The following is a 23,463-nucleotide window of genomic DNA, read 5'->3' as shown; positions in this document are numbered from 1 at the left end:
CAAATCACGCTCCCTGTCAGTACACATCCCTCTGATAACGTTTCTCCTGCTGCATCCGATGCAAATAGTCCGCTGCCTCCTCCTGGCTCAGGCCGCCCTCTTTCTCGAGGATCGCCGCGAGGGTGGCATGAACGTCATGGGCCATTTTCTTTTCGTCGCCGCAGACGTACACGTACGCCCCTTCTTGAAGCCATTCGTAAAGCTCCCTGCTTTTCTCGAGCATGCGGTGCTGCACGTAGACTTTTTGATCGGTGTCCCGCGAGAAAGCCACGTCCATGCGGGTAAGCACCCCGTCTTTCAGCCAGCGCTGCCACTCGATTTGGTACAGGAAATCCGTGGCGAAATGCTGATCTCCGTAAAAGAGCCAGGTTTTCCCCTCCGCGCCGGTCTCTTCGCGTTCGCTCAGAAAGGCCCGGAACGGAGCCACGCCCGTGCCCGGCCCGATCATGATGACCGGTGCGCCCGGATCCCCCGGAAGCTTGAAGTTCGGATTATGCTGAATGTAAACCGGCAGCGTATCACCGGGCTGAAGTCTTTCCGCAAGCTGCGTGGAGCATACCCCGTACCGGTCGCGGCCATGCGCTTCGTATTGAACCGCGCGCACCGTGATATGCACTTCGTCCGGCGTTGCTTTCGGGCTGCTGGAGATGGAGTACAGGCGTGCCGGCAGCTTGCGCAGAACGCTTGTAAAGCTGGCGGCCGGGATGCCCTTCAGCTGGTAATCCTGCACCAAATCAAGCAAATCCCTTTCCTCGATATATTGTTTGAGTTCTTGCTCATGCCCCGGTTCGACCAGTTCCTGAAGTCCCGGATTGGAGGTCAGTTCGGCGAACTGTTTGATCAAAGGTTTCGTCAGCACCGTAATTTCGTAATGCTGCAAAAGCGCTTTCCGCAGCGCAAGCAAATCTCCCTGCTTATTGACCGTAATGGATTCTTCCGGGTTCCAGCCCATTGCCTCGATCAGATCATCGACAAGCTGGGGATGGTTTTCCGGATAGATGCCGAGACTGTCGCCCGGTTCATATTGGAGCCCGGACCCTTCCAGCGATATTTCCAGGTGCCGGGTTTCGCGGTCGGAGCCGCGTCCGTTCAGGTTGATGTTTTCGAGAATTTCGGCATGGAACGGATTCGTTCTCGAATATTCCGATTCGGTCTCGGTGAGAGCCGTGCCTGCGAGAGGCGCGGCGGCGGAAGCTTGGGCGCTTCCCTCGCTTAATTTGCGCACGACGTCATCGATCCACCCGGCGGCCGCTTCATCGAAATCGACGTCGCAATCGACGCGGGGAACGATCCTGGTGCCGCCAAGCTCCTCCAGGCGCTGATCGAAATCTTTTCCCGTTTGGCAAAAGAATTCGTACGAGGTATCTCCGAGCGCCAGGACGGAAAACGAGACGCCTTCCAGCTTCGGCGCGCGTTTGCCGAGCAAAAATTCATGGAAGGAAATGGCGTTGTCCGGCGGTTCTCCTTCGCCGTGCGTGCTGACCACGATGAGCAGGTTCCGGATCTTTTTCAAATTTGCGGATTTAAAATCGCTCATGGATGACAGCGTGACGTTCACTCCCTGCTCGGACAGCTTTTTGGACAATTTTTTGGCAAGCCCGCTGCAATTGCCCGTCTGCGAACCAAAAAGGATGGTCGCTTCCTTGGCGGGGATTGCCGGGCTAGGCGCCCCGGTCTGCGGCTGCGCCGCCAGCGCGATGCCTCCCGCGCCCTGCAGCGCCGTCAAATAACCGCTCAGCCAGCTGGCCTGCGCCCCTGTAAGCGTCGGCAGCAGCTGGTTCAATAGCTTTGTTTGCTCTTCATTAAATGGACTGTTTGATACTTGAAGCTCCAACCCTATCCCACCTCGCGTCGTTATGAATGCTTGAATTAATTCCGAGTAAATCTATCCACTTAATTCATACTTCCTTGAATCTATCACAGGCCGGGCATGAGGTCAACGAAGAATTTTCAGCTTTTTGCCAAAATTTCAGGATCATGGCGCGGAGCGTCTGACTGATGCTTTTCGTGGAAATAATGATACGACGAACGCGAAAACAAAAGGGGTTTTTAGCGATGGATCTCAACCATGCCAAGCCGAACGGATCGAATGGCGCTTCGGCTGCCTTCCGCTTCCGCAGCATCGGCTCGGGCGCTTTGTTCGGTCTCGGTTTCGTCGCTTTTATCGACGAAACCGTCTTTCATCAGCTGCTGCATTGGCATCATTTTTACGATAAATCGACGACGGGAGTCGGGCTCGTATCGGACGGGCTGTTCCACGCGTTCAGCTGGTTCGCGACGCTGGCCGCCTTTTTTATGCTCTCCGACCTTCGCCGCAAAAACGGGCTGAACGCCATGTCCTGGTGGGGCGGCATGCTCGCGGGCGGAGGCGCTTTCCAATTGTACGACGGCATCATCCAGCATAAGCTGATGGAGATTCACCAGATCCGCTACAACGTGGACGTGCTTCCCTATGACGTGGCTTGGAACGTAATCGCGGCGGCCATGATCGCGGCCGGCATCCTCTTGATCCGAAGCGGCAAACGAGCCCGAGCCGCAAGAAACGGCGGAAAACGGCGATGAACATGAACGGTTCCCCGCTGAATCACGGAGCCGCCGGCGTTTGGGCTGCCTGCATCCTGGCGGCAGGAACGGCGGGCCTCGCCATCCTTTATATCCTGGCCTTTATCCGGTCCCGTCGACGGGGAAGGAGTTGGCCGCCGCATCGGCTGATACTCTGGTTGTCCGGCGCATCCGCCGCCATCGTCGGAATCCTCGCATCTTCTCCGGCGCAAGCCCATGCCGGCTTCGTTGCCCATATGGTCAGCCATCTCCTCTTCGGCATGCTGGCTCCGCTGCTGATGGCGCTGGCGCGGCCCGTCACGCTTTTGCTGCGTGCCCTTGACGTCACCCATGCGCGGAAGCTTGCATCCTTGCTGAAAATGCCTCCGCTGCGATTCGTCACCCACCCCGCCGTTGCCGGAATTTTGAATATAGGCGGGCTTTGGCTGCTTTACGCGACGGATGTATTCGGCAAAATGCACGCCAACCCGTTTGGCTATTTGTCCGTTCATGGACATCTCTTTATCGCCGGGTATGTATTTTCCTCCGCCATCCTCGGCAATGAACCGAACCCGCATCCAAGCAGCCATATTTTCAGGGCGTTGATCCTTATACTGGCGCTGGCCGGGCACAGCATCCTGTCCAAATACGTTTATGCCCATCCCCCTGCAGGCGTTCCCGCATCCGAAGCCGAAGCCGGCGCCATGCTGATGTATTACGGCGGGGATGCCGTCGAGGCGTTGCTCATCTTTTTCTTTTGCCGGACATGGTACGTTGCCGTGCGGCCCCGGCCCCGCCTTCCGCAGGTCAAAGGTTGAGGCAAACAAAAAGACAGCCGAATGGGTCGGCTGCCTTTTTGTTCTATTTTACTCTTTAAACTAGCGGATGACCGAGCAGGCAATGCGCGCGCCGGAATTCCCCGACGGGTCCGTCACGTAGTCGTCCGCTTTTTCGTGAATCATCAAGGTAGTGCCTCCCGGTTTGAGCAGCGAGTTCGATGCGCCCTTTTTCAGCGTTACCGTTTTGCTCTCCAGATCGGCCACGACGCTTCCGTCATCATTGACGCGGATGTTCAGCAGGTCGCCCGCATGGAACCCTTGCGGGTTTTTGAAGCCATGCTGCTTGCCTTGCGGATTAAAATGCGCTCCCGCAGTCGTGAAGTCCGGCGGATCGCATTTTCCGTTTTCATGGAAGTGAATTCCGTGCTCCCCCGGGGGCAAGTTTTTCGCTTCGACGTGAATTTGCACCGCATCGGCTTTTTGCGTGATCACCGCCGTGCCCACTTCAGTCCCTTTGGAATCGATGATTTTCGTTTTCACTTGCATTTCTTCCGAGTGGGCCCATGCGGACGGGCTCATCGGCGCAGCCCCGAATACGAGTGTGCTCAGTACGCTCAGGCAGATCGCTTGTTTTTTCATTGTGCCTATTCTTCCTCCTGTAGATGTGTTTCGGTACCTGTTCACAGGTTGTCCTTTTTGCAGGAAAAAGATAACACCGATCCGCTCAAAAAATGGCGCGGACGTTTCCACGATCATCCACCGGCATTTTTACTCGGCAGGTTTGGGTTTGGGAAGAATGCGAAACAGCACGACATACAACGCGACGCTTGCCAGCGTGCAGAAAAAGATAAAACCGAAGACCCCAAGCGGCGGGAGCCAAGTCGAAAGAAAAATCGTCGCCGGAGCGATAAAACGGCCCAAGGAATATTGAAGGTTGGATGCTCCCATGTACTGGCCTCTTGCGTCGGCAGGCGCATATTTGCTGATGAAGCTTTCCGTAACGGGCGAACGGGACACTTCCCCCACCGTCATGATGACGACAAAAACAAGCAGCAGCCATACGTTCGTGGTAAAACCCATTAGAAACATCCCGAGACCAAACAGCACCGAGGATAAAATGAACACGTTTCGATCGCTCCAATGCTCGAACACCTTGGTGACCGGCACCGCCAACAGCACGAACAACAAACCGTTAAGCCCGATCATCAAGCCGAAAATTCCGGTGCTGTCCAGGGAATGCGACCAGCTCCCGAACGAGAACAGCGGCTGCGCAGGCACGTATTCTTTGACGTACACCGTAAGATACATATCCAGCTGCATAAAAGCGATGGTGACCATCACTCCCGCAATGATATACACCGCAAAGGGCAGATCCTTGAAAATAAGGCCGTAATCGCGGAACTGCTTTATGATCAGCGAGCCCATATTTCCTTTTTCGTTCGCGGGTTCCGCCGATTTCGGCAGCGTTTCGCGTATCTTCCAATAGATCGTCAAAAAGTACAGGAACGTGACCAGCGTGCATGTCCACAGCAGTTCGGTGCGATGATGGATGAAAAAGACGGAACCGATCGCCGGGCCGAACACCGCGCCGATGTTCCTCCCGGTCACGAACGTCGCAAACACCATTCGCCGCTCCTTTTCCGGCGTGACGTCCGCGACCATCGCCGAGCTGGCCGGCGTAAAAATCGAACCCCCGAGCCCGACCCCGATATACGCTACATAATCGAGCCAGCGGGAAGGGGATAATGCAAAAATCGCAAACATCACGGATTGAAGGATCGAACCCAAAAGCATCGCGGGGCGCCGGCCCAGCCGATCGGCCAAAAACCCTCCGAACAGACCCGCGAACATCCCGACGAGCGGCGGCACCATCATCAGCATGCTGGCGACGGATTTGCCGAAAGCTTCGCTGAAGTAAAGCGCCATGAACGGAAAATACATCCAAAAGAGCATGTTAAACAGGGAATCCCCAATCAGCCTGATCTTCAGGTTGAGGTCCCATTTGAGCCAAAGCATTGGAAATGTCCTCCTGAAATACGATTTGGAGTGAGATGTTGGGAAATAAGGAAGGAGTTTAAATATACCATAAATTCTCAGGATGACAAGAACATTGGATAAAAAAACAGTCCGCGAAACCTGATGGGTCAGGCTGCGGACTGTGGTTTCGGACGCCGGAATTAACCGATGTCCGGAATATGGATTTCGACTTCCCTTTTCGTTTGCGAAGACCGCAAAATGCCGTCCAGGATCGCCTGGTTGCGCAAAATCTGCTCGCCCGGGATCGGTGCCGGCCCCCCTTCGCGGAGCGCGCGTACGAAATCTTTGATTTTTTCCTCGAACACGCTTAGTTTATGGTCGATCAGCGGAATGATGCTTTCGGTATGATGGCCTTGGATATCATGGAATATGGATACCGCGCCGACGTTGCCGTCCCATACGCCTCCCCACGGGCCTCTGCTGCCCGGGAGCACCTTCATCCCCGCATCCGTTCCGAGGAACATGGTGGCGCCGAGCGTATCCATGTGCATCGCCCAGGAGGTTTTAAAGTTCAGCACGAGATCGTTTTCAAACCGGACGATCGCAACGCCGAAGTCTTCCACGTCGAAGCGGTCCGCCTCCGGATGATATTTCGGGTTCGTGCCGAAATAGTTCGACGTGTAAGCCGACACCGTCAGCGGTTTGGGATACCCGAGCGTATTTAAAGCCAGATCGAGCGAATAACAGCCGATATCGGCCATGGCCCCGGCTCCCGCGATCTCCTGCCGGATGAACGTCCCGCCCGGCATGCCGCGGCGGCGTCCCCCGCCGGTTTCTACATAATAAACTTTGCCGAGCTGGCCCTTCTGCACCAAATCCTTGATCAGCCCCATATTCGGGTCGTAACGCGGCTGAAAACCGATGTTCAGCATATTTCCGGTTTGCTTTGCGACCTGCACCATTTCGACGGCCTGTTCGAGCGTGACCGACATCGGCTTTTCCAGCATGACATGTTTGCCGGCGCGCAGCGAATCGATCGTCGTCTGGTAATGGGCGACGTTCGGCGTGCAAATGCTTACGCCGTCGAGTTCCATTTCCAGCATCTTGCGGTGATCGTCAAAGCCTTTGGCCTGCTGCAAATCCCAGCGCTTGATGAACTCTTCCGCCCGTCCCGGCAAAATGTCGGCCACGCCGACGATTTCCACGTCTTCGATGCGTTTATAAGCGCGGACATGCTCGCCGGCAATGCCGCCGCTTCCGATAATCCCAATCCGATAAATCTTTCCCACGAAAGCCATCCCCCTATATTTTCGCGTGTGTCATCCGATATTCCGTCGGCGTCATCCCGAATCTTTTTTTGAATACCGTATGCAGGTAGCTGCCGCTCGAAAACCCTTCCAGGCCGGCAATGACGTCGATCGGATCCTTCGTTTCGGTCAGCCGTTTGCAGATCGATTTCAGACGAAAGTCCTCCAAAATCTCGCTGAACGAGCGGCCGTCGCCAAGATCCCTGAGGATCCGCTGCAGCTGTCTGCTGCTGATATGCAGCTTGTCGGCGACGTCGTCCAAGACGATCTCCCCCGCCGAATTGGCTTCGATGTATTCCATGGCCAGCTGGTACCGGTAAGCCTTCATGTCCCTCGCGGGCAGCAGCGCCTCCATCGGCTCCGATTCGTAAGCCCTGACCGCGCGCAGCAAAATTTGGATGACGCTGTGTTTGATCGTCGTATACAGCCCGGCATATTTCATATGGGCCGCCTGATAAGCCTCCAGGAAATAAGGCATGGCCCGATGAGCGTCCATGACCGGTTTGAGCGGCAATGTTTTCAGCTTCTCCATGCAATCCTGGGCTTCGGCGATTTCCCACGGATCGGCGGCATGGCGGGTGCGCCTGCCCTGGCCCTTTTCTTTCTCCGCCAGGTTGACGATATCGACATGGAGGCAAAGCTCATCCATCGCTTCCTCGGCATCCGCCTCCTGGTAATGCATTACGCCCGGTCCCGTCAAATAAAACATGCCCTCGCGCAGCGTGAACGGCTCCTGTTCCAGGATGACCATCCCTTTGCCGCGCGGAATAAAATGAAACTCATATTCGGCGTGCTTGTGAAAAGACACCATTTTCCCCGGGGGAAACGTAATGAGGTGAAATCGCAGGACGCGAATCTCATAGTTCCCCCAATACACTTTCAGATCCAGCCGTTCCAGAGCGTCTGCGCGCTCCGTCATCATTTCATACGGAAAGTTGTTCATCATGAAGCACAGTCCTTGATTCCATATATTTTATTTCGGCACCTGAAATTTAAGCTTGAAGATCGGATATACGAATGCCGCGATGCTCGCGCGCCGATTGGTTCGCCGCCTCCATCAGTTTCGTCAATTCAAGGGCATACGCCACATTCTCGTCGGCCGTCGTGTCGTTCTGGATATGGCCGACCCATTGCTGGAACGCGCTTTCACGCGGCCCCGGCACCGGAAGCTCTACCCAACCGTCGCTGTATTCGCTTTTCCGGGCCGTACGGATGAGAAGCTTTTCCTCAGGCGTGCCGTAAAGCAGCGTGCCGTCCGTGCCGTGAACTTCGATGCAGAACGGAGAGAAGCTGTTCACGAAGCCCGCTTCCACGATCCCGATCGCCCCGGACGGCGTCGACAGCGTCGCTACCGCGTTATCCTCGACTTCTTTGCCCGTAACGTAACCGTATTCCGCTTTGACCTCGACAGGCTCCTGCTGCAGGAACAAACGCGTCAAATACATCGGGTGGCAGCCCAGATCGATGAGCGCTCCGCCGAAGGTATCTTCCAGCTTGTAAAAATGGTCCGGCAGCCAACCCGCGGTAGACCCGTTGTGGGACAAACGGACGCGTACCAACGTCACTTTTCCGAGTAGCTCCTGATCGAGAATTTCGCGGATCGCCAGCGTGTATCCGTCATTCAGACGCGGCAGCGAAACCGTCAGCTTCACGTTATGGCGTTTGACCGCCTCCAAAATCTCGTTTGCTTCGTGCAGCGTCGGCGCAAGCACTTTTTCCGTGAAAATATGCTTGCCGGCGGCTGCCGCCTTCAGCATCACGTCGCGGTGCATCCGCGTCGGAGCGTCCACGATCACGCCGTCGATGTCGTCGCGGCCGAGCATTTCGTCGAGGGATTCATGGAAGTCCACGCCTTGCTTGTCTGCGGCTTCCTTGCCCCGCTGCGGGTTTTCGTCCCAAACCGCGACGATTTCCGTGTCCGGATGCTCCTGGGCTTGTTTCGTATAATCCCAAGCATGCACGTGCCAATAGCTAATTTTACCTATTCTGATCATGTTCAGCCACCCCAATGTTTAATTTAAGGACATCATGCCATTAATCTATCACAGGAAATACCGATAATACAGTGTAACATTGCGACAATAAGCTTCAATATTGCGACACAACGGCCGGACCGTCCCGATGACAAAAAGCCCACTCTCTCTTTGATAAAAGGGTGAGCTTTTCCTATGAACCTATTTAAAATAGACCGTTTTGCCCGTGCGCGCGGATTCGTAGATCGCTTCCAGCACCTCGGTGACGACCAATGCCTGCTCCGGTTTCACCATCGGTTCGGTATCGTTCAGGATGCTGTCGATCCAAAGCCGGCATTCCCTTGCGGCCTGGCTCTCCGACTTGCCGTCGAAATAAGCGACGCCGCCCGTGTTCAGCTCCGGCAGCTTGGTGTACAAATGGCCCATCTCTTCGCCGTTGATCCGCAGTCCGTCGCGCATGTCCGCGCCGGCTTCGGTCCCGCACAGCGTCGCCTTCGCTTCGCCGACGTCCAGCGTATTCAGCGCCCAGCTCGATTCGAGGATGACGGTGGCCCCGTTTTCCATCGTGATGAATCCGAATGCCGAATCTTCGACGGTAAACTGCTCGGGATCCCACGGACCAAACGCGTTGGCGGCGTCTTTTTTGCTGCCGAGCTTATGGTATACGTTTCCGACGACGCTTTTGACCTTGTAGTTATCCATCAGCCAAAGCGTCAAATCGAGCGCATGCGTCCCGATGTCGATGAGCGGGCCTCCGCCTTGCTCCTCTTCGTTCAGGAACACGCCCCAGGTCGGTACGGCGCGTCTGCGGATGGCATGGGCCTTCGCGAAATAAACGTCGCCCAAATCTCCGCGTTCGCAGATTTTTTTGAGAAGCAGCGAATCCGGACGGTAACGGTTGTCATATCCGATCGTCAGCTTTTTGCCCGTGCGTCTGGCCGTTTCCAGCATCGCTCTGGCTTCCTCCGAAGTTTTTGCCATCGGCTTTTCGCACATCACGTGTTTGCCGGCTTCCAGCGCAGCGATGGTAATGAACGAGTGGGACTTGTTCGGCGTGCAGACATGGACCAGGTCGATGCTTTCGTCCTTTAACAGTTCCTTGTAATCCGTATAAATCGCGATGTCTTCCCTGCCGATTTTTTTGGCGGATTCGACCGCCCGCTCTTCGATGATGTCGCAGAACGCCACCAGTTCCACGTTTTTGTTCGCGTTCAAATTCGGTATATGTTTGCCGTTTGCGATGCCGCCGCAGCCGATCACGCCGACGCAGAGCGTTTTTTGTTCCTTAACCGCCATAACCCGAGTCATCTCCTTCTGATTCATAATTTATAATATTTGTCGAAGGTAGGCGAGGCTCGCCTTGATGCTTTCCAGCTGAGGCATCTCGAACTCCTCTTGTTCCACCGTATACCATTGCACGCCGTAACGTTTGCCCGTTTCGACGATCGCCTTGAAATCCATGATGCCGGACCCGATTTCCGTGTTCCGCTTGTCCTGCCCGCTTTTCATGTCCTTGATATGCAGCACCGAGCAGCGTTCTTTCAGCGATTCGATCCAGTCGACGGAACGGAATCCCGCCGCCTCCGCCCAGTACGTATCCAGCTCGAAAAACAAATGGTCGGGATCCGTGTGCCGGGCAAGCAGTTCGATGCCGGTGAGTCCGTCGAACTTCTCGAATTCGACCGCGTGGTTATGGTAGCCGAACCGAAGTCCCTGCTCCTTGCAGCGCTCCCCGATCCGGTTGAAGGCTTCCGCCGTGCGTTTGTAGCTGTCGGCGCTGCTGCGCATCTCTTCGGGAAGGCCCGGGCAAATAATGTAAGGGCTTTCGATCGTAAGCGAGTATTCGATCGTCCGGTCAAGACCGTCCTGCAGGTCGGAAATGCCGATGTGGCTTCCGGCGGCCCGGAGACCGTGAGCATCCAGCGCTTTTTTCAGTTCCGAAGCAGAGGTGCCGAAATAACCCGCGAACTCGACGCCGTCATAACCGATTTCCGCCACTTTGGCAAGCGTTCCCAAAAAATCGGCGCTTGTCAGTTCTTTAATGGAATACAGTTGAAGTGCTATATTTTCCACCGTCTTGCCTCCTCTGTGTCTCAAGTCAAGGTAAGGATACCAAAATCGGCAGATTCGTTATACAATGAACCTATTCAAAAATATAAAATTTTTGTCATGGTAAAAACGAGGTGCTGCAGCGATGACCGAACCGTATTTCGAATCCAACCGTTCCCAAGACGGGTCTGTCCAATATCCTTACGAAAGCATGATCCATTCCAGCCAAAACGGAAGCATCGTCGTGGATCCCCACTGGCATATTTATATCGAAATACTGTACTTCCTTTCCGGCAAAGCCAAGGTGTTCCTGGGCGGGAAAAGCCATCGGCTCGAAACCGGCGATCTGGTTCTGATCCACTCGCACGAAACCCATTCGATTTATTCGACGGAGGAGCCCGTTTCATACATCGTCGTGAAATTCGATCCCGAAATTTTGTACTCGACCTCGCGCACCTTCCTGGAATCGAAATACATCCTCCCTTTTACGCTTGCGGATGCCGGAGGACAGCGGGTGTTTACGGCGGCCGAAATCCACGACACGCCCATTCCCGGCCTGATCCGGGAAATCTATGAGGAATTCACCTCCAAAGGGTTCGGCTTCGAGCTGGCCGTCCGTACGCTGATCTGCCGCGTTTTTCTATGGTTTCTGCGCCGCACGCATCCCCAGCATTGGGGGTGGGAGGTTTCGCGCTCGCTGAATGACAGCGACTACCGGATGCTGCAGCAGGTTTTCGAATACATCGACTACAACTATATGAACGACATCAACGCCCAAACGGCGGCCAAACTATGCAATATGAGCTATAGTTACTTTTCGCGGCGCTTCAAAGCGATCATGGGCAAAACTTTCACCAATTACCTCAGCTACATCCGGATCACCGAAGCCGAAAAGCTGCTGCTCACGACCGATATGAGCATGACGGATATTGCGCTCGAGGTCGGCTTTTCCAGCTCAAGCTATTTCATCCAGCAATTCCGCCAGTACAAAAACATCTCCCCCCATCAATTCCGCAAAAAAGGAAAAGCCTGATTCCAAGGAATCAGGCTTTTTGGGTATTCGAATGTAGCATGAACCTGCGAGCAGCAAGTCCCGCGTCGGCCGAAGAATAAAATGAATTAATTCAATAGCGTCTGAATCATCGTCTTCAAACCCTTCAGCATCGTATCATGCGAGAGGGATGGCAAACTCGGCTTGCTTGCGGCCATTTCTTCCGATGCGGGGAAATGGACAAAACCGCCGATCATGGATAGCCGGTTCGTCCGGATATAATCGAGAAGCGCATACATCGTATTGTTGCAAATGAAAGTGCCCGCCGAATACGAAATCGAGGCCGGAATTCCCTGCTCCTTCATCTTCTCCACCATCTCGCGGACCGGCAGCAGGCTGAACAAGCCGTCCGGGCCTTCCGGGTTCACGCGTTCGTCGTATGGACGGTTCCCTTTATTGTCCCCGACGGAAGATTCCTTGGGCACCTCCTTCAGATTGATCGCGATTTGCTCCGGCGTAATGGACGTTCGCCCGGAAGCCAAACCGCAGCAAATGACCGCGTCCGGCCGGATCGCTTCCACGGTTTCCAATAACTTGTCGGCGCATTCGTCAAATACGACCGGCAGCAGCCGGGTATGGATTTCCGCCCCGTCGAACCGTTCCTTCCCAATGTCCTCCAGCAGTTTTTCCGTCGGGTTGACCGAATCGCCACCGAACGGCTCGAACGCCGTCACGAGTATTTTCATGGATGTTTCCCCCTGTATGTAAGTTGTTATAAGGCCGAGACTCTTATCCCTTCCCGTTCCAGCGCGGCCCGCAGACTGCCGGCAAAAGACAAGGCATGTTCGCCGTCGCCGTGGATGCAGACCGTGTCCGCCTCGATCGGAATGGTCCGGCCGCTCGCAGCCGAAACGGCGCCTTCTCTAACCATTTGCAGCACTTGATCTACCGCCCGGTCCGGATCGGCAATCAATGAACCCGGCATGTTTCTCGGCGTTAACGTCCCGTCGTCCCGGTAAGTCCGGTCCGCAAAGACCTCCGATGCCGTGCGCAGCCCCATCGCCCTGCCCGCGGCAATCAACGCGCTGCCGGCCAGCCCGTACAGGATCAAGGATGAATCCGTTTCGTGCACCGCCCGGGCGACCGCGTCGGCCAGCCGCCGATCGGCTGCGGCCATATTATATAAGGCCCCATGCGCCTTAACATGTTTCAGCGTGCCGCCTTCCTGCTTAACAAAAGCTTGGAGCGCGCCAACCTGGTATGTCACCATGTCGTAAACTTCCTCGGCCGACACCTCCATGGGCCGTCTGCCGAATCCCGCCAAGTCGGGCAGCCCCGGGTGAGCGCCGATGGAAACGCCGCTTTGGACGGCCATCCGGACGGTACGCCGCATCACCGACGGATCGCCGGCGTGAAAACCGCAAGCGATGTTGGCGGACGTAATATACTCCATCATTTCGGCATCGGTGCCTAAAGCATAACGCCCGAAGCTTTCTCCCATATCGCAATTCAGGTCCACGCTTAACATCCGAACATTCCCTCCAATCTGACGTCGATCATGGTTTTGAGCCGCCGCAGGCCGCGTTCCCGTGCCAGGTACAACTGTTCCGCCTCGTCAAGGGAAACCTCGCGGAAGCGGATCGCGTCGCCCGGGGACAACTGCGCGACTTTAGGCAAATCGGCGGAAACGACCTGCGCGATTTTCGGATAGCCGCCAAGCGTTTGCCTGTCGGCCATGAGGATGATCGGCTGCCCGTCGGCCGGCACCTGTACCGTGCCGTCGGCAACGCCTTCGGACAGATACTCCCGGGGAGTCCGCAGCTCGAGCCGGGGTCCCGACAACCGGTAGCCCATCCGGTCGGACTCCGGCTTGACGCGGTAGGAATCTTCGAAGAAACGCCGAAGATCCGCTGCCCGAAAATCATCGTATTGCCGCCCCCTCGTGACCCGAACGGCTTGATTCCCGCGGATATAACCTGGCCGGGGAGCCGTCGACCAACGCGCCGCCCGAAAAAAAACATGCTCCGCGAAATCGCGGGAACTCGCGGCGGGACTACCGAATCGGCCCGAATCTTTGTTATGCAGGACATCTCCCGCCTGCAACGCCCTTCCGTTCAGGCCGCCGATGCCGGCTCGCAAATGCGAGCTGCGGCTGCCGAGAACTTGAGGCGAATCCACGCCGCCGGCAACCGCAACATAAGCGCGGCACCCGGATACGGGGCGTTTGAACGCCAGCTCGCTTCCCTGACGAAACCATACCGGCCGCCACATCGGAACGGGCGTACCGCCGGATTCCGGCGATAAATCGGCGCCCGTGATCGAAACAAGCATGCTTTGACGGAAACGCACCGAAAAACCGGACCAGGTGACTTCGAGCGCCGCCTCACTCTCGGCATTGCCGACAAGCCAGTTGGCGACCCGGTGGGCAAACCCGTCCATCGCCCCGGACCGGCCGAGGCCGTATTTGCCGTAACCTGTCCGTCCTAGATCCTGCACGGTAACGAGTAACCCCGGTTTCAATACCTCGATGCTCATCCCCGTTCACCTGCCAGTCTGTCGTATTCGGAAACGCCGATCGGCCGAAAACGGATATACTGCCCGCTGTTCAACAAAACAGGCGGGTTCTGCCCGGGCCGAAACAAGGCGAGCGGCGTTCTGCCGATGATTTGCCAGCCGCCGGGCGTGTCCAACGGATAGATGCCGGTCTGGGTTCCGGCGATCCCTACCGACCCGGCAGGAATGGACAACCGGGGCGTTCCTTTCCGCGGTGCGGATATGCTTGCCGGCATGCCGCCCAAGTACGGGAAACCCGGGGCAAAACCGAGCGCATACACCAAATAGTCCCGGCCCGAATGGATGCTGACGACCTCGGCTTCATCGAGCCCGTTCAATTCCGCCACATAGGCCAAATCCGGCCCGTGTTCGCCGCCGTAACAGACCGGAATGTCGATCACGTCCCGCTTCCGCTCCGCATGAACGCCGATCTGTTTCAACCGGCTCTGAACGAGGGATCTGACATGCTCGAATGCCGTTCCCTCTCCCGGGGAGCGGTCTAACCTGAACGGGTCATAATAAACCGCAACCGCCGCAAACGAAGGAATGCATTCCACGAATCCGGGAAACGGACCTGCCTCCAGCAGGGACACTGCCGCTTGAACCTGACGGTTCACGCCTTCCTCGATCGTTTCGCCGAATTGGATCAGCAGCGCAGTTTCGCCCAGCGGCTCGATCACCATATTGCCCATGCCTTCCCGCCTCCTTTACGTCAACGTTCATGAATCTATTTTAGAGGCAACCCGCGGAAATGCGCAATCATTGCCGAATAAAAACAAAAAAGGACTGCCTGCCGCAGCTCTTTCCCTTGTACGTGCCTGATTTATTTTTTATTTCGCCAAGTCGATAAAACCTTCGCCGAACACGTCCCTGACGTCGTGAATGGTGATGAAGGCATCCTTGTCGACGGACTTGACGATTTTTTTCAACGTCGGGACCTCCTGTTTGTTAATGACGACGTACAGCACTTCCTTCGGCTGTTTCGTATAGTAGCCGTATCCGGGAAACACCGTCACGCCGCGCTCCATCACGGTATTGATCTCCTGCGCGATATGGTCGTATTCCTTGGAGATAATCGTGATCGCTTTCCGCGGGTTCAAACCTTCGATGATGAATTCCATCACTTTCGTGCCGACGAACAACATTACGATGGTAAGCATGAGGCTCTGCGCCCCGATGATGAAATAGGACGAAAACGCCACGATCAGGTCAAAAAAGAGCAGCGCGTAGCTGATATTCCAATCCCAATATTTATGGGCGATCCGCGCCAAAATGACGCTGCCTGCCGTCGTGCCGCCCGCGCGCACGATGAGTCCGATGCCCACGCCCGCAAATACGCCGCCGAAAATGGCGTTAAGAAGCACGTCGTCCGATTGAAGCGTCCATCCTTCCGTCAAATGCAGGAACAAGGAGTTGCACACGATGGCGATGATGGTGTATACCGTCGTTTGCTTGTCCAAAAATTTATAGCCGACGATCAGCAGGATCGCGTTTAATATCAAATTCACCAGGCCCGGAGACCATTTGAACAAATAGTAAAGAATGATCGTGATCCCCGTGACGCCGCCTTCGGACAGGTCGTGAGGAATGACGAACAGATTGATGTCGAGCGCAAAAATGAATGAACCGATGATAAGCAAAAAAATGTCTGCGAGTTTTCTATTCATGGAACTGCCTTCCCTTGATCAATATCCGAAATTTTCAAATGTTCAAAAACGCAACTCCCCTATTTTATAAGGGACGCCTGAGATACGTCAACAGAAAAAGGCCGGCCTCAGCAAAAAAAATCCCGCAGCAGGCTGCAGGTTGAAAAAAAGTTTCATAAACGGATCGGATCTTGGGCATGGCTAGGCATAAAATAAAAAAATCCGCGAAAAACGCGGATGAATTGGGGCATACCCGATCCTCATTTCGGCGATCGGATGGAAACCGTATTGGTCGTACCGTCCCATTGGACGGAATAACCCGATAGTTCCGAAAAATTTCTCAGCGGAAGCATCAGGGAGTTATCCCTGTACCTTGAGGCGGTTATCTTGACGGTTTTCCCGTTGACCGTTGCTTGACCCGACAGCGCCTGATGCACGATCGTGCGGCTGCCGATTCGAAGGGTCGCCGTTTTCGTTTGGTTGTTCCAGAGCACCTCCCCGCCTAACAATTCGATGCAAGCCCTGAGCGGAATATAAATCCGGGAATCGTACAGGATCATATCGTTACGCAAATCCGCTTCCTTGTTGTCGATCAACAGCCTCCCCTCAAATTTCTGCTCGCCTAAGCGGTAACCTGAGTTTCGAGCGATCTCCTCAAACGAAAGCTTAGACGATGTGATAATGGCCATGGTGTGGAGTTGTACTTTGGGAAACAGCCAGTGAATATCGTCGTTATACATGCGGATGCATCCCGCGCTGACATACTTTCCGATGGAATTTTTGTTGTTGTTTCCATGGATCGCGTATGTCGTTCCTCGCGTTCCGTTGACGTCCAGCCCGATCCAGCGGTCGCCGAGCGGATTTCTTGGATCTCCTCCCGGAATTTTTTCTTTGTAATACGGACGGTTTTTGATTTTGTTCACGATTTCAAAACGCCCTTCCGGCGTAAGCGATGCCGTTTTGCCGGTGGCTACGCGAAATTCCCTGACGAGGGAACCGTTTTGGAAAAATGCCAGTTTATTCGTTTTTTTGTTGACGATGATCAGATCGTTACCCGCACTTTGTGCGTCCGCTTGCACAGGCGGGGGGATGATCCAACCCAGTAACATGATAAGAATGATTGCTGCGAATGAGCGGTGATAAGTACGCAGAATCCGCAAGCCTCCTTTCATCCGGTGATTAATGCCATTATATGGGAGAGAGGGGGTGTCCTATCACTCTTAGATGGATTTTAATCCGGAATTGTTGCAGCGCGCTCGAAAAAGCTTGTCTATGAAAATTCAAATTGAATCTTTCATGAAAATGATAGATTTTCCTTGTCACGATGCAGCGGGAGGAATACAATATATAATTGTCCACTTCAAGAATGGAGGAAATAAGATGTCACCGATTCGTTCGATTCCGGGACGCCCTTCAAACAAAAAAACGGTTTGGATGGTGGGCCTGTTCGTACTCATAGCCGTCATCGGATTGCTTTACGTCAAATGGTGGCCTTATTATCACAAGGCGTTTTCGGCTGCCGACAAGCATTCCATCGGCTCTTCGATCTTAAATATGGAAGGGAACGGGCCATCCTGGGGCTCCGCCTTGCAATACGCGCAAGCTTATTTCAAATCCGTATGGAAAGCGGCGGTGCTCGGCATTTTGCTCGGTTCCCTCGTACAGGTGCTGCTGCCTACCGGTTGGCTCTACGAAAAGCTTGGGAAAGCGGGATTCAAAAGCACGCTGATCGCGGGCGTATCGTCCCTGCCCGGCATGATGTGCACCTGCTGCGCCGCACCGATCGCCACCGGCCTTCGCAAACGCAACGTATCGGTCGGAGCCGCGCTGGCCTTTTGGCTCGGGAATCCGCTGCTTAACCCGGCGACGCTGATTTTTATGGCATTCGTCCTGTCCTGGAAATTCATGCTCATGCGCATCGTGTTCGGAATCCTGCTTACGTTCGGCGTCAGCTATTTTGCCAACCGGTTCGCGGGTGAAGCCAAGATGCCCGAATCGATGGCGGCCCTGCCCGAAGACAAGGGGGATCAGGCTCCGTTCCTTGTCCGCTGGCTCAAAAGCCTCGGCATGATGCTCGTCAGCGTCGTTCCGGCTTATCTGATCGCCGTGCTGCTGCTCGGCGCCTTTCAGTCCACGATGTTTCCGGTCTGGGTCGGCGGCGGCATCGCGGCCGTTATCGTGTTTGCGGTCGTCGGCACGCTGTTCGTCATTCCGACGGCGGCGGAAATTCCGATCATCCAATCCTTTCTGGCATTGGGCATGGGTACCGGACCTGCGGCGGCGCTTCTCGTGACCCTGCCGGCCATCAGTCTGCCGTCGGTGCTGATCGCATGGAAGGCTTTTCCGAAAAAAGTGCTGGCCTTCGTCTCCGTGTCGGTCGTGGTTGCCGGCATCGTCAGCGGTTTGATCGGCGCTTGGATCCTGTAATCCGCAAACGGCATCATATCCGAGCCTAAAACATAAAAGGACCTTCGATGGAGGGTCCTTTTGTTTTTGATCCCGATCCACTTCTTGACAACGTTTTCATTAGGATTTATATTGAATTCAAAGTTAATACGATGTGAAGAGACGCGGAGACCACGAAATGCTTTTGTTTTTCAAAAGGTATTTTGTGCGTCTTTTTTTGTTTCTTCCATCGGCATAAATTCTTCAACCAATCCAAATACGAGGTGATCGATCATGGCCATTCATGAACTGAGTTTCAAATCATTTAATCAAAAGGACGACATTCGAGCCTGGATCTACACCCCCATCCGCAAACCGCGCGGAATCGTTCAGCTGGTGCATGGTTTCGGCGAGCATTCGCGCCGGTATCTCCACATGATTTTGAAGCTGAATGAAGAAGGCTTCGTGGTTGCGGCGGACGATCATGTGGGACACGGCAAGACGGCATACGATTCAGGCAACTGGAGCGATTGGGGCGCACACGGCTACATGACGATGGCGGAAGATGAACACTCGCTCCGTCAACGGGTACAGGAGAAATATCCCGGCCTGCCCTATTTCATGTTTGGCCACAGCATGGGTTCCATGATCGCCAGATGTTATGCCGCCGCTTACGGAGAAGGGATCGACGGTTTGATTCTTTGCGGGACTTCGGGCGTGTTTCCGAATGCGGGCGAACTTGCGAAGGCGTTGAAGGAACAGATGGACCGGGGCAATGGAGAAGAAATCGATCCATCTTACTTGCAAAAGCTTCTGGGCTGGATGACGGAGCGCTGCGAAAATGCCTCCACCCCGAATGACTGGATCTGCGGCGATCCGGACGTCGTTGCCGACCATGCCCATGATCCGTTCAACAACTTTACGACGCCGCCCAATATCCGTTCGTTGTATTATTTTGTGATGATGATGGAAACGATCAAAGGTACGCAGTGGGCGGAAAAAGTGCCGGCATCCATTCCCGTTTACAATATCGCCGGGGATCAGGATCCTGTCGGCCAATACGGGGAAGGGGTCTACGCCGTTTCGAACTGGCTCGCGGAAACGGGTCATCGCGTGGAAACCAAGGTATATTCGGGTTATCGCCATGAAATCCACAACTATCGCGACATCCGGGACGACGTCGAAGATGGAATCATCGATTTTATCCATCGCGTGATCGGGAACAAATAGACCCTGCTCCAAAAAGAGGAAGCCTATGGCCATCGCCATGGGCTCTTTCTTTTTGGGACACCTTAAAATTTATCCGGCGGCAGAGGAGCACCGGTTTAGGACACGGTCGAATAGCCGTAGTCTTTTTTCTCTTCCTTACGATCCGGTTCGGCTTGAACCTCCGGCGCGGCGCTTGCATCAAGCTTGGCTTTGCCCATCAGCAGCGAGGCTGCGCATGCCAGGAGCACCGGGAGCAGCGCCCAACCAAAGGTGGCAGCGATCGACGAGGACAACGCCTCCGATACCGAATCCAAAAGCGCGGCCGGGATGCCGGCACGCGTCTGCTCCGACAGCAGCACGTGCGGATCGTTGACGGAAAGCGCATCGGGAACCTGTGCGCCTCCGCCGAACATCTGCCCCATCTTCGCCGAAAACGCATGGGTCTGGATCATCCCGAACGTCGTGATGCCCAGCGTCATGCCCAAGGAACGGAGAAAATTAAACGTGGAGCTGGCCGATCCCCGCTGGCGGTACGACAAACCGTGGATGCACGCGTTGCTCAGCACCGAAAATGAAGCGCCGATGCCCAGGCCTACCAGGATCATGTAAAACGTGACTTGAAGCCGGGACGAATCCGGGCCGAGCGTCGTCAGCAGCGCCGTGCCGACCGTTAACACCAGCAGCGAGGAGACCATGATCGAACGGTAGGAAATCCGGTTCATCAAGCTGCCGCCCAATGTAGCCGTAATGACCGACGATACCATCATCGGGAGCAGCACCATGCCGGAGCTGGTGGCCGAACCGCCGAGCACCCCCTGAATGAATATCGGGATGTAGACAGAGGCGGCAATAAACGCCGCGCCGCTAAAAAATCCGGTCAGGATGCCGGACGTATAGATCCGATTTTTGAACAAGCCGAACGTGATGATCGGTTCCTTCGCCTTCGTTTCCACGAACAGGAACGCCGCCGACAGAAGCACGAACCCTCCAAGCAGGCTTAACATCTCGGGCGAATTCCATGCCAGCTGCTTGCCGCCGAGCTCCAGCGCAAACATGAGGCAAACGACGGCTCCCAGGAAGGTGAACGCGCCGGCCCAATCGATCGGCTGCTTGGAATGCTCATGGGATTCCTTGTAACATAACGCGATCATCAGCAGCGCCGCCAAACCTAGCGGCAAATTGATGTAGAAATTCCACTGCCACGCGATATATTCGGTAATATAAGCCCCGACCAATGGGCCGAAGATGCTGGAGATGCCGAACACGGCCCCGAACAATCCGCCGAGCTTCCCTCTTTTCTCCAGCGGGACGGCATCATACATGATGGTAAAAGCGATAGGCACAAGCGCCCCGCCGCCAATGCCTTGAACGGCCCGGTACAGCGCCAATTGGGTAATGGACTGGGCCGTGCCGCACAGGGCCGATCCGATCATAAACAAAATGATCCCGAACACAAAAAACCTCTTTCGCCCATACATGTCGGACAGCTTCCCGAAAATCGGCATGCCGGCCATTTCCGCCACCATGTAGGCCGACGTGACCCAAACGAACTTGTCCATCCCTCCGATTTCGCCCACGATGCTGCCCATCGCCGTCGCCACGATCGAATTGTCCATCGATGCCATGAGAATGCCGAGCAGTAAAGCAGCGATGACGACCGGCAGCCTGTTTTTTCCTTGTTGCTTCATATTCAGTACCACTCCTTCTTTTCTATTACGGTTTCGTTCTTGGCCTGAATAGAGCATACAAAAAGAAGTATGACAACGGCGTGTCATACTTCCCGATATTTTTCGAGCATGTTTTGCAACTGCTCCTTCACCGCTTTTCGGATTTCCGGCGGACTGACGACTTCCGCCCCAACCCCGAAGCTCAGCATGATCGGAATAAGCCAACGCAGGCTGCTGCGATGCTGGTTCGTCAAAATGATGTCCAGGCATCCGTCTTCTCCAAAGCGCTTTTCCGCGCCGACGAAAAAATCGAGCGCCCTCGCCATGGCGGGCGGCGCGATTCGGAGCACGACATCGAATACGTCCGCATCGGCCGGCCCGCTTTTTCCCCTTCCGGATTCGATCTTCGGTTCATGGCGGTGATGCTGGAAATGTTCTCCCGTAACAGCCATGGAAACGATGCGAGGCAGCTTGAATTCCCGATAGTCGCTGCGGAGCCGGCAATAACCGTACAAGTACCAGGAGTCGTATTTGTACAAAAGATTAACCGGTTCGACGGCCCGCTGGATCCGCTCCCCTTTGGTGCTCACATATTCGAACTTTACCACAAGCCGCCTCCGAATCGCGTCATGAATCATCCGAAGCGTCTCGTTATATGGGCGCCAGCTGCCGATATCGAGCGACATGCTTGGTTTTTTGGCTTCCTGGTGGACGGTTTGGAGCTTATGGATCGTCTCCTCGGCTTTCTCATCCTCAAATACCGTGGACATGCTGCGCAAAAGAGTCACGAGCGAGTTCACGTCGTAGGAGCCGAGCAGGCTTTTGTCCATTTTATATTCTTCCATGATCCCGTAACCGCCGTTCACGCCTTGATAGGAAACCACCGGAATGCCCGCCGCGCAGATGGTTTCGATGTCGCGGTAGATCGTCCGTTGGGACACGTTGTATTTTTCCGCAAGGGCCGAAGCCGACAAGATTTCGTGATTAAGCAGCATGTAGATCATGGAAATGAGACGCTCAAGCTTCATGAAAGACCACCTTTTTTGATATGGATATACGATCCTCATGATCAGTCTAGCGTCCCGAGCCGCTTTTGTATAGAACGATGAAGAAAAAACGGAGATGTCCGATTCAAAACTTCCCTTTAAAGACAGGCGCTCCGGGCAATAAAATGCCGCTTGCAAAAGGGCGGTAAGTTTTTTAGCAGTTGCTTTATTCAAACTAAATCCGCAGAAATGAAGAGTACGGTGGATATGAACTAGGTATGTGTCGGTTTTTCTTTTGTGAATTTTTCATATGTTGTTTTTTTAACAGGTTTGCCTGCTCTAGCCGGATTCTCAATCGAGTAATCATCGGTCCGTTCACTTTCTATTTCTTGTCTTTGAAGAAATCGTGCTTGATCACAAAATCGAAGAGAGCCATAATTGCAATTGCTCCAAGGGGAATCATTAAATACGCCCATCGCGGATGGTTCGGAATTTCACCAGGGGGTGCTTCAATTAAAAAACCATAAAGAACAATGCTATAAATGACGGCCACGACCATACCTGTTACGTTTCTATTTTTCATAACTGCTTCTCACCTCGGATTCACAGAAATTCAAAGTATTGTATTTTTCACCTAATCATAGGATAACATGGCGCAACAACAAGCGGAGAGATTCTCCTGTCGCGCCCCATTTTATTGAATGATCGTGCCCTTTTGCTCATTCGTTTTTCAATTGCGGATGGGCTAACAGTGAATTAAAAGGTTTAAGCGGTCCGCTTTGTAAAATCTTATCCACTTCCTCGTATCCAGGCGGGTAGGCGAAATTGTAACGTGAAGGAATTGCAAAAACGTATTTATCGTTTTGACCCAATTCGCTCGGTTGGATCGCTGCTGCACCAATAAAAAATTCTTCTCGTAGAAGAGATTCCCACTGATTGATCGTAAATACCATAATGGGTATATCCTGCCTTGGCTTTTGCTCGGTCCACCGAGGATCTCGAATAGAAAGGATTGGACCGGTTTCTGAAGTCTGTTTACTTACGTTTTTGTCCATTGCGTTGCCTTCCCAATGACTATTTACAATAGAATAACCTTTCCAGCTTTCGGGTAAAGAAAACTGAAACCCGTATTGTTTATTTGTATACACGATAGAGTCTGAATCCGTGGATGAAGGGGCTCGATCAGGGCTTTGAGTCGGCGTTTTTGTTGGTTGACTTGTGGCTTGCGTGGGTTGGGATTGAAAATGTTCATCATCCATACTCGTGCAACCAACCAATAAAATAATGGTGAAAAGAAATAGAACAAGCCATTTATTCAAAAACCGTCACCATCCTTATTGCCTCATGTTTTCTAAAATTACAGACGATAATGAAAGCATTAAAGTTTGACCAAGTTTATG

At 54.2% G+C, this 23,463-nt stretch carries 23 protein-coding genes; 5 read left to right on the top strand and 18 right to left on the bottom strand.

Annotation, left to right across the window (positions count from 1 at the left end; all coding sequences use genetic code 11):
- Positions 1–16: 16 nt before the first annotated feature.
- Positions 17–1,834 carry an assimilatory sulfite reductase (NADPH) flavoprotein subunit gene (locus NYE48_RS12270; RefSeq protein ID WP_340998889.1) on the bottom strand — a complete coding sequence of 606 codons (1,818 nt, stop codon included), beginning with the start codon at positions 1,832–1,834 and terminating at the stop codon, positions 17–19.
- Positions 1,835–2,055: 221 nt separating this feature from the next.
- On the opposite strand from NYE48_RS12270, the gene NYE48_RS12265 reads away from it, so the two are divergent.
- Together NYE48_RS12265 and NYE48_RS12260 are read left to right on the top strand one after the other, a co-directional pair.
- A complete protein-coding gene (locus NYE48_RS12265) occupies positions 2,056–2,562 on the top strand; it encodes a DUF2243 domain-containing protein (RefSeq protein WP_212947530.1) in 507 nt (168 codons plus the stop codon).
- Positions 2,559–3,359, top strand: a complete 801-nt coding sequence (locus NYE48_RS12260) for a cytochrome c oxidase assembly protein (protein ID WP_340998887.1) — start codon at positions 2,559–2,561, stop codon at positions 3,357–3,359. Before NYE48_RS12265 ends, NYE48_RS12260 begins: the two co-directional genes overlap by 4 nt.
- 60 nt (positions 3,360–3,419) lie before the next feature.
- Here the strand turns inward: NYE48_RS12260 and NYE48_RS12255 are convergent, their stop codons facing one another.
- From NYE48_RS12255 to NYE48_RS12225, 7 genes are all read right to left on the bottom strand, one after another.
- Positions 3,420–3,959 carry a superoxide dismutase family protein gene (locus NYE48_RS12255; RefSeq protein WP_212947532.1) on the bottom strand — a complete coding sequence of 180 codons (540 nt, stop codon included), beginning with the start codon at positions 3,957–3,959 and terminating at the stop codon, positions 3,420–3,422.
- A 129-nt stretch (positions 3,960–4,088) separates the two neighbouring features.
- Positions 4,089–5,336, bottom strand: coding sequence for an MDR family MFS transporter (locus tag NYE48_RS12250; RefSeq protein WP_340998886.1), 1,248 nt, complete (start codon positions 5,334–5,336; stop codon positions 4,089–4,091).
- 161 nt (positions 5,337–5,497) lie between these two features.
- Positions 5,498–6,586, bottom strand: coding sequence for a Gfo/Idh/MocA family protein (locus NYE48_RS12245; protein ID WP_340998885.1), 1,089 nt, complete (start codon positions 6,584–6,586; stop codon positions 5,498–5,500).
- A 13-nt stretch (positions 6,587–6,599) separates the two neighbouring features.
- Complete coding sequence (locus NYE48_RS12240) at positions 6,600–7,550, bottom strand: AraC family transcriptional regulator (RefSeq protein WP_036709348.1); 951 nt, start codon at positions 7,548–7,550, stop codon at positions 6,600–6,602.
- Positions 7,551–7,596: 46 nt separating this feature from the next.
- On the bottom strand, positions 7,597–8,598 hold the full coding sequence (locus tag NYE48_RS12235; RefSeq protein ID WP_212947540.1) for a Gfo/Idh/MocA family protein: 1,002 nt from the start codon (positions 8,596–8,598) through the stop codon (positions 7,597–7,599).
- A 180-nt stretch (positions 8,599–8,778) separates the two neighbouring features.
- The gene (locus NYE48_RS12230; RefSeq protein WP_340998882.1) at positions 8,779–9,873 is read right to left on the bottom strand and encodes a Gfo/Idh/MocA family protein; all 1,095 of its coding nucleotides are present in this window, start codon (positions 9,871–9,873) and stop codon (positions 8,779–8,781) included.
- Between the two features lie 30 nt (positions 9,874–9,903).
- Positions 9,904–10,650 carry a sugar phosphate isomerase/epimerase family protein gene (locus NYE48_RS12225; RefSeq protein ID WP_212947542.1) on the bottom strand — a complete coding sequence of 249 codons (747 nt, stop codon included), beginning with the start codon at positions 10,648–10,650 and terminating at the stop codon, positions 9,904–9,906.
- Between the two features lie 121 nt (positions 10,651–10,771).
- Here NYE48_RS12225 and NYE48_RS12220 point away from each other — a divergent pair, with 121 nt between their 5' ends.
- Positions 10,772–11,659 (top strand): AraC family transcriptional regulator, encoded by an 888-nt coding sequence (locus NYE48_RS12220; protein ID WP_052146942.1) that lies wholly within the window; start codon positions 10,772–10,774, stop codon positions 11,657–11,659.
- Between the two features lie 86 nt (positions 11,660–11,745).
- On the opposite strand, the gene pcp is transcribed toward NYE48_RS12220, so the two are convergent.
- The 6 genes from pcp to NYE48_RS12190 form a co-directional block, all read right to left on the bottom strand.
- Positions 11,746–12,363 (bottom strand): pyroglutamyl-peptidase I, encoded by a 618-nt coding sequence (pcp, locus tag NYE48_RS12215; RefSeq protein WP_212947543.1) that lies wholly within the window; start codon positions 12,361–12,363, stop codon positions 11,746–11,748.
- A 26-nt stretch (positions 12,364–12,389) separates the two neighbouring features.
- Positions 12,390–13,145: a LamB/YcsF family protein gene (locus tag NYE48_RS12210; protein WP_340998877.1), complete on the bottom strand. Its 756-nt coding sequence runs from the start codon at positions 13,143–13,145 to the stop codon at positions 12,390–12,392.
- On the bottom strand, positions 13,139–14,152 hold the full coding sequence (locus NYE48_RS12205; protein WP_340998876.1) for a 5-oxoprolinase subunit C family protein: 1,014 nt from the start codon (positions 14,150–14,152) through the stop codon (positions 13,139–13,141). The genes NYE48_RS12210 and NYE48_RS12205 overlap by 7 nt, the downstream gene beginning before the upstream one ends.
- Positions 14,149–14,862, bottom strand: a complete 714-nt coding sequence (gene pxpB / locus NYE48_RS12200) for a 5-oxoprolinase subunit PxpB (RefSeq protein WP_340998875.1) — start codon at positions 14,860–14,862, stop codon at positions 14,149–14,151. The genes NYE48_RS12205 and pxpB overlap by 4 nt, the downstream gene beginning before the upstream one ends.
- Before the next feature lie 138 nt (positions 14,863–15,000).
- Positions 15,001–15,837 (bottom strand): YitT family protein, encoded by an 837-nt coding sequence (locus NYE48_RS12195; protein WP_212947546.1) that lies wholly within the window; start codon positions 15,835–15,837, stop codon positions 15,001–15,003.
- Positions 15,838–16,076: 239 nt separating this feature from the next.
- Positions 16,077–16,925 carry a L,D-transpeptidase family protein gene (locus NYE48_RS12190; RefSeq protein ID WP_081992325.1) on the bottom strand — a complete coding sequence of 283 codons (849 nt, stop codon included), beginning with the start codon at positions 16,923–16,925 and terminating at the stop codon, positions 16,077–16,079.
- 271 nt (positions 16,926–17,196) lie between these two features.
- On the opposite strand from NYE48_RS12190, the gene NYE48_RS12185 reads away from it, so the two are divergent.
- Positions 17,197–18,243: a permease gene (locus tag NYE48_RS12185; protein ID WP_036709337.1), complete on the top strand. Its 1,047-nt coding sequence runs from the start codon at positions 17,197–17,199 to the stop codon at positions 18,241–18,243.
- Between the two features lie 252 nt (positions 18,244–18,495).
- A complete protein-coding gene (locus NYE48_RS12180; RefSeq protein WP_212947550.1) occupies positions 18,496–19,431 on the top strand; it encodes an alpha/beta fold hydrolase in 936 nt (311 codons plus the stop codon).
- A gap of 95 nt (positions 19,432–19,526) precedes the next feature.
- Here NYE48_RS12180 and NYE48_RS12175 read toward each other — a convergent pair whose 3' ends face one another.
- The 4 genes from NYE48_RS12175 to NYE48_RS12160 form a co-directional block, all read right to left on the bottom strand.
- Entirely contained in the window at positions 19,527–21,098 is a 1,572-nt protein-coding gene (locus tag NYE48_RS12175) for an MFS transporter (RefSeq protein WP_340998874.1), read from the bottom strand.
- Between the two features lie 83 nt (positions 21,099–21,181).
- Positions 21,182–22,105 carry a helix-turn-helix transcriptional regulator gene (locus NYE48_RS12170; protein ID WP_212947558.1) on the bottom strand — a complete coding sequence of 308 codons (924 nt, stop codon included), beginning with the start codon at positions 22,103–22,105 and terminating at the stop codon, positions 21,182–21,184.
- 340 nt (positions 22,106–22,445) lie between these two features.
- Complete coding sequence (locus tag NYE48_RS12165) at positions 22,446–22,646, bottom strand: hypothetical protein (protein WP_036709334.1); 201 nt, start codon at positions 22,644–22,646, stop codon at positions 22,446–22,448.
- 136 nt (positions 22,647–22,782) lie between these two features.
- Positions 22,783–23,382: a hypothetical protein gene (locus NYE48_RS12160; protein ID WP_156124554.1), complete on the bottom strand. Its 600-nt coding sequence runs from the start codon at positions 23,380–23,382 to the stop codon at positions 22,783–22,785.
- Between the last annotated feature and the right edge of the window lie 81 nt (positions 23,383–23,463).

The organism is Paenibacillus sp. FSL M7-1455, from assembly GCF_038004655.1.
Classification (GTDB): domain Bacteria; phylum Bacillota; class Bacilli; order Paenibacillales; family Paenibacillaceae; genus Paenibacillus_AQ; species Paenibacillus_AQ cookii.
The sequence above is the reverse complement of the archived record's forward strand: the minus strand, read 5'-3'. Positions and strand labels throughout refer to the sequence as shown.

Bases quoted from the DNA above. Each gene is read 5' to 3' on its own strand.
- NYE48_RS12265 (WP_212947530.1), top strand. From the start codon at position 2,056: ATGGATCTCAACCATGCCAAGCCGAACGGATCGAATGGCGCTTCGGCT.
- NYE48_RS12260 (WP_340998887.1), top strand. From the start codon at position 2,559: ATGAACATGAACGGTTCCCCGCTGAATCACGGAGCCGCCGGCGTTTGG.
- NYE48_RS12255 (WP_212947532.1), bottom strand. From the start codon at position 3,959: ATGAAAAAACAAGCGATCTGCCTGAGCGTACTGAGCACACTCGTATTC.
- NYE48_RS12250 (WP_340998886.1), bottom strand. From the start codon at position 5,336: ATGCTTTGGCTCAAATGGGACCTCAACCTGAAGATCAGGCTGATTGGG.
- NYE48_RS12240 (WP_036709348.1), bottom strand. From the start codon at position 7,550: ATGATGAACAACTTTCCGTATGAAATGATGACGGAGCGCGCAGACGCT.
- NYE48_RS12235 (WP_212947540.1), bottom strand. From the start codon at position 8,598: ATGATCAGAATAGGTAAAATTAGCTATTGGCACGTGCATGCTTGGGAT.
- NYE48_RS12230 (WP_340998882.1), bottom strand. From the start codon at position 9,873: ATGGCGGTTAAGGAACAAAAAACGCTCTGCGTCGGCGTGATCGGCTGC.
- NYE48_RS12220 (WP_052146942.1), top strand. From the start codon at position 10,772: ATGACCGAACCGTATTTCGAATCCAACCGTTCCCAAGACGGGTCTGTC.
- pcp (WP_212947543.1), bottom strand. From the start codon at position 12,363: ATGAAAATACTCGTGACGGCGTTCGAGCCGTTCGGTGGCGATTCGGTC.
- NYE48_RS12210 (WP_340998877.1), bottom strand. From the start codon at position 13,145: ATGTTAAGCGTGGACCTGAATTGCGATATGGGAGAAAGCTTCGGGCGT.
- NYE48_RS12205 (WP_340998876.1), bottom strand. From the start codon at position 14,152: ATGAGCATCGAGGTATTGAAACCGGGGTTACTCGTTACCGTGCAGGAT.
- pxpB (WP_340998875.1), bottom strand. From the start codon at position 14,862: ATGGGCAATATGGTGATCGAGCCGCTGGGCGAAACTGCGCTGCTGATC.
- NYE48_RS12195 (WP_212947546.1), bottom strand. From the start codon at position 15,837: ATGAATAGAAAACTCGCAGACATTTTTTTGCTTATCATCGGTTCATTC.
- NYE48_RS12190 (WP_081992325.1), bottom strand. From the start codon at position 16,925: ATGTTACTGGGTTGGATCATCCCCCCGCCTGTGCAAGCGGACGCACAA.
- NYE48_RS12185 (WP_036709337.1), top strand. From the start codon at position 17,197: ATGTCACCGATTCGTTCGATTCCGGGACGCCCTTCAAACAAAAAAACG.
- NYE48_RS12180 (WP_212947550.1), top strand. From the start codon at position 18,496: ATGGCCATTCATGAACTGAGTTTCAAATCATTTAATCAAAAGGACGAC.
- NYE48_RS12175 (WP_340998874.1), bottom strand. From the start codon at position 21,098: ATGAAGCAACAAGGAAAAAACAGGCTGCCGGTCGTCATCGCTGCTTTA.
- NYE48_RS12170 (WP_212947558.1), bottom strand. From the start codon at position 22,105: ATGAAGCTTGAGCGTCTCATTTCCATGATCTACATGCTGCTTAATCAC.
- NYE48_RS12165 (WP_036709334.1), bottom strand. From the start codon at position 22,646: ATGAAAAATAGAAACGTAACAGGTATGGTCGTGGCCGTCATTTATAGC.